Source organism: Lysinibacillus sp. NPDC048646 (assembly GCF_050272295.1).
GTDB lineage: Bacteria > Bacillota > Bacilli > Bacillales_A > Planococcaceae > Lysinibacillus.
The window spans coordinates 1-5,637 of the sequence record NZ_JBNNLZ010000053.1 but is presented as its reverse complement, the minus strand read 5'-3'; the positions used below and the strand labels follow the sequence as shown (position 1 = coordinate 5,637).

The 5,637-nt window shown below is 32.7% G+C and carries 4 protein-coding genes and 1 pseudogene; 3 read left to right on the top strand and 2 right to left on the bottom strand.

Annotation, left to right across the window (positions count from 1 at the left end; genetic code table 11):
* Positions 1 to 289 precede the first annotated feature (289 nt).
* A complete protein-coding gene (locus tag ACQKII_RS24530) occupies positions 290 to 1,171 on the bottom strand; it encodes an ArsR family transcriptional regulator (RefSeq protein ID WP_427463041.1) in 882 nt (293 codons plus the stop codon).
* Between the two features lie 93 nt (positions 1,172 to 1,264).
* On the opposite strand from ACQKII_RS24530, the gene ACQKII_RS24525 reads away from it, so the two are divergent.
* From ACQKII_RS24525 to ACQKII_RS24515, 3 genes are all read left to right on the top strand, one after another.
* On the top strand, positions 1,265 to 2,143 hold the full coding sequence (locus ACQKII_RS24525) for an alpha/beta hydrolase fold domain-containing protein (RefSeq protein WP_427463040.1): 879 nt from the start codon (positions 1,265 to 1,267) through the stop codon (positions 2,141 to 2,143).
* Between the two features lie 395 nt (positions 2,144 to 2,538).
* Positions 2,539 to 2,769: a hypothetical protein gene (locus ACQKII_RS24520; protein WP_427463039.1), complete on the top strand. Its 231-nt coding sequence runs from the start codon at positions 2,539 to 2,541 to the stop codon at positions 2,767 to 2,769.
* Positions 2,770 to 3,079: 310 nt separating this feature from the next.
* The gene (locus ACQKII_RS24515; RefSeq protein ID WP_427463038.1) at positions 3,080 to 3,952 is read left to right on the top strand and encodes a hypothetical protein; all 873 of its coding nucleotides are present in this window, start codon (positions 3,080 to 3,082) and stop codon (positions 3,950 to 3,952) included.
* A 407-nt stretch (positions 3,953 to 4,359) separates the two neighbouring features.
* Here the strand turns inward: ACQKII_RS24515 and ACQKII_RS24510 are convergent.
* A pseudogene (locus ACQKII_RS24510) lies at positions 4,360 to 5,502 on the bottom strand (IS110 family transposase); the annotation flags it as partial.
* Positions 5,503 to 5,637: the final 135 nt, after the last annotated feature.

The window sequence follows — 5,637 nt, the reverse complement described above, 5'->3', positions numbered from 1 at the left end:
GCTAGATGGAACGCGGAATGCTTGGAAACTGGCACGTTCCGTGTGGAGTAGGGGAAAAGCTGGAGATAACTTCAAATGCTTACCTATTACTAACGGATAGTTGAAGAAGGATAATTCAATGCAAGGTAGAATATAAGTTTAAAAACTAAAATATATGTGCTTTTGTGGCTCCGTTTTAAGATGTATGAAACCAAGAAAAAATCGTCGTCTTTAATGAGCTGCAACACTTTTCTGGTAGATTGTGCGTCCATTAAATGGGATGCAGCTCAATATTTTGGAGATTTTTTTTTCATTTAAAATTTAATAATAGGTTAGATAAATCATTAACTCGGCAATGTCTAAAATTATAAAGAAAATAATCCTGTCTTGTTGGAGTAATTCTTAATAGACCCGCGGAACGAAGCAGTAATAAATGATGATGGATATTCCCTTTAGTCATCCCCATCAATTGAACAAGTTCAGTGAATGTTTTACTTTCTTCTTTCATACTACTAAGAATTTGTAATCGTTTATCTTCCGCTAATGCTTTGGTAATAAGTAATGTCTCATCTCTTACACTCATTAAACAAGGATAAGTAAGAACTGCTTTTTCATTGAAAATATCAATTAAAGATAAAGGGCGGAAATGCCAAGTAGGGGCAAGAACAACTTCTGTGACTTGTAAATTTTCAATATTGAATCCTTTTGTTATGGTTTCAATTTCACTAAAGGGATGTTCGTTTAAGGATGCTAGAACAACATTCTTAATATTATGAGTTAAAATTGGAGATATCATTTCCTCAATATCAATAAAATATTCCTGATACCATTTTGATAAAATCAATAGATGTTTTTTCCTTCTCCTATCTAGGTCAACGGGCATTCCCCTTTTTGCGCTCACATAAGGTGCCAATAACTCGTACATTTCCCCTAATGGTAGTTCAGAAAGCCATAAGTGATATCCTTTAAAATTGTTATACGGGCAATGTTGAATTAAATGTACCGATAAATCTTCAAAATGCAGATCCTCCAACTCCGTTATTTCCTTATCCAATCCCTTGGATATTTTATGTTTAGTTTCTTCATACCAATCTTTTGAAATAGCTAAGTATTTTAGATGAGTTTGTCTCTTATAAAGTGACAGGCTAAGAAGTACTTCATAAGCTATTGAGTCAAGAACCTTAATATTCATAAAACTTCTCCTTATAAATTTTAAATTCAGTTTAACATATATTGACTAAAATTTTTAGTTCAATTAATATTGAACTAAATGAGGAGGGGAAATATGGAAATGTATCAAACTGAGAAACTGGTGGATATTGTTTATGGTCAAACGGATGAACGAGAGTTAAGACTTGATATTATTAAACCGGTAGGAGCAGAAGGATTTTTTCCTGCTATAATTTATGTACACGGCGGAGGATGGATGTCAGGTGATAAAAGTAAAGTAGGTGGTGAATGGAATGCCTCTTTCGCAAAATATGGGTTTGTATGTATTAATATTAATTTTCGGTTGAGTGGAGAAGCAATTTTTCCAGCTCCACTACAAGATGTAAAACAAGCAATTCGTTGGGTTAAATTAAATGCAAAAAATTACAATATTGACGAAAATAAAGTGGGTATTTGGGGGCATTCATCAGGAGGACATTTAGCCACTCTAGCAGCATTAAGTGCAGATCATCCTGAATTTTCTTCTAAGGGACAATTCATATCGGAAAAGGTTAATGCAGTTGCTACCTTGGCGGGTCCAGTAGATTTACTTGAAATGGGAGGATGGCATAATAATCCGAATTCTCCAGAATCAAAATTTCTGGGTGGGAGTGTTCAAGAGCAAAGTGTAAAGGCAAAACTAGCAAATCCTATTCATTATATAAAAGGGGACACCCCACCAGTATTAATAATTCAAGGAAGTTATGATGAAATCTGTCCCGTTCAACAAAGTCAACTTTTATATAAAGAATTGCCAAATGCATCATATCTCGAAATTAAAGGTGCAGATCACGATTTTGTGGGTGGTATATTAACTTTAGATGATGTATTAAGCGTAGTAAGGTCGTTTTTCAAGAGAAATCTTAAAACAGATTTAATTACCAAGGAAGAACTGGCTAAACATCGTGAAGAAGTTAATAAAGTTATGAATTGGTTTAAAGAAAAAAGCAAATAGTGTTTTTTCCCTATTAGAAAAATTTGTTACAGGTATAGATTAAATAAATAGATAAAGTTTGTGAAGAAGTGCACTTAAATAAAAGGGGCTTTACTTCAATAGCGATCTTCCACAATCGGGCGCTTTCCTGGAATAAGGAAAGTGCTTTTTTCATTAAAGGGCCATACTATTTGAATAACATTTTTTTATGGCACGTACCAAACGACGCTTTGGGAACTTTAAGTTTCAGCATTTTAATACGTGATTATGTAAAATTTTGGATTAATTATTATTTTCACAGGTTATTTTATATACAAAACGCAATTGAATTAACACAAGGTTTATTGTTATCTTTGTAGAATCTAATTACTATAATAAATTGCGGTGAAATTCAATTATATAAAGGGAGTGTAAAGGTGGACCTATTACTTTGGATAACTATTGGTTTCATAATAATTGGATTTGTTGTTCTCAATTCTATGAAAAAAGATATGGAAAGTAAGGTTGCTTTTATAAAAGCAAATATGGAAGACGAGGAAAATTCATCAAAAGCTAAATCCGTAATTTGGTGGATATGGAGTACCACTGCTTGGGGGATAGTGAGTATGTTTCTTGTTGTTTGGTGTTTTCATAATCACTTTGGATAACTGTTGCTTTTCAAAATTATTCAAAGTGTGTTATTTGAATAAAAACCTGTAAATTTGACGCTTTAAACCTGCATTTTTTAATCGTTCCTATACTTCAATTATAGGGGCTTTAGTTGAAAACGATCTTCAACAATCGGGCGCTTTCCTTGAATAAAGAAAGGGTCTTTTTCTGTTAAAGGGCCAGATTATGGAGTGGCTTTATTAATTATTTCGTTAAGATTGTGAAGAAATGTACTTATGCCAACGTGGCAGCTTAGTTTAACGGGAAATGTTATAATATTATCAAAATTTAGGAAATGGAGTTTAGGAAATGAAGAGTATTAAAAGATTGATTCAAGTCATCTTAGCAAGTACATCAATCCTAATTCTTAGTGGGTGTTTCTCTAAAGATGATCTGAATCAACCAATACAAGAATATTTAAAAACAAACTATGGAATACAAGATGAGTTTTCTATTATTAAGACAACTAATAATTGGTTTGAAGGTATTGACCATCGAACTAATATCGAAATGAAAAAGCCGTATCGTGCTTATCCGTCCTTAATGATTGAAAGAGATACTTTGAAAATTTTAGAAGATGATAGTGACGATATCTATCTCAAACAATTCAAGGGCGCATATATTGAGCAACATCCAGAAGTAGTTCAAGTAATGAAACAGATTATAAAAAAATATGGGTTAGTGAAATATCCCAATAAAGCTGTCCCAGAAGAAAATGGTCCTATTCGTATATTTCCTTATGACAACATTGAGTTAAATATAAATAATTCTCAAGAGCTACTTGATAATTTTAAAAAGACTCAAAAGATTGATACTACTGGACTTTTACCTACATTAATACCAAGTGACCCCCGACGTGAAAATTATAATAGCAGGTATGTAGGTGTGGTGAATTTTCAATTTGAATTTGACATGAATAAAAATAAACATCCTATTCCAAAGGCCAAAGATCTAATTGAGGACTTTCAAAAAAGTGGGATATTAACAAAAGGGATATACAACATAGATATGTTAGTAGATGATTCAAATCCAGATCATTATGTGGGATGGGAATATAATAATGTAGCTTTGTTTGAAGTCGATGAAAATGGTGAGTATACAATAATTGCTACTCCTAAATATGATGATTTAGATAGAACTTACTACTATGGTGATTACGCAGCTGCAAAAAATATAAAATAGAATTTTAGGTTGAAGTACTTAATTGGAATTGACTAAAAATACACATAGTGCTACCCCTATTAGTAATAAATTTCCTCATATTTACTTATATCGAGAAAAGCTCGAGACAGGAACGGCGCATGATATTGAATTATTACAAAGTCCAATCATACATTTAATTATATGGATTAAATAATTATTTTCCCAAAAAAACTATTGGGATTTAAGGGGATAGAATCTTCTTCAACTAATGATAAGTTAGTTAAAGAAGACATGTGCTTATTATCTTCCACAAAACCAGCTAATAGTTGTCAATAATTTTCATTAAAAATAATAAAAATATCATGTTATACTAAATTTGTGTATACCAAATAACCGTCCAAATACTTGATTTGGAAAGTTCAGGTCTACTTAGTTAAATTGTTAAATCAAGCTAAGTCTTGGAAAGAAGTTTTGCTTTTTAAAAGTGCATAAATCCAATGTAAGAGTTTGTTTGCACAAGCTATTACAGCTACTCTAAATGGTTTTCCTTCTTCCCGTTTTTTATCATAAAACGCCCGTAATTTCTTATTACGAGGAAGGATTTCATCTGTTGTTTTCTGTTTTCGACAGTCACGAATAGCACATTTAACAGCCATATACAAAGCTTGCCGTAGTCTGCTAGAGCCTCTTTTGGTTATTCGGTTGTAAGTACCTTTGAATGTACCAGATTCAAAGACAATTGGATCAAGACCGGCAAATGCGACTAGTTTCTTAGGATGATTAAACCTTTCAATTTCCCCAATTTCTGATACAATCGTGGCAGCGATTTTTTCTCCGATACCGGGAATTGATCGGATAATCTTAGATTCTTCAATACTTTTTGATAAAACATCTATCTCATTTTCAAGCATGGATAGATGTTTTTTATATTCAAAGAGCATATTGATATACATATCTAAGCTTAGGGCAAGACTAGAATATAAAGCCTTCTGAAAAGGGTTTCGAGCTGCTGCAGTCATTAGCTTTTCAGCCTGTTTGTTTGCCCATTGTAAAGAACGAGAATTACAGAATTCTTTTATTTTAGTTGCTAATACTTCATTATTGGCTTTCAATATATCCTCTGAAGTAGGAAATGCATGTAGTATTTTCAAAGAAACATCCGAATATAAGTCTCCAAAAACATTACTATATTCAGGAAAAACTTGATCTAAAACTGCCTGAAATTGTAGTTTCGTTTGTACAAACATGCCTGTAATATTATCGTGCTGTCTCGTAAGATTACGTAAGTTCGCAAGTTGGATACCACGCTTTTTATAAGGCTCTAAATCCTCCTTATAATACAGCTCGCAGAGATGATTAGCATCAATGACATCTGTTTTTACCTTTCGTAAACTAGAACTTTTTGCTTTATAAGAGATGAGTGGGTTTACGATAATTATTAAATAGCCTTTGTCCTCAAAATATTGAACAATTGGTGTGTGATAATGGCCTGTTGATTCCATAACAAGAGGGGGACGCTCTCCTGAAATATCTTCTAATTCTTTAATAAAATCTTATAAACTAGCTAACCCATCAAGATCATGTTTTACGTAAGCCCGTATTCAAATAACGCATATAAACACGCAGCATCTCCCGGTACTATAAAGGTATCAATTAAAGGAGGTGCCTTTCATATGCCACAGCAAAAATTAACGATTATCCCCGTCACATTATATCCCGAACTT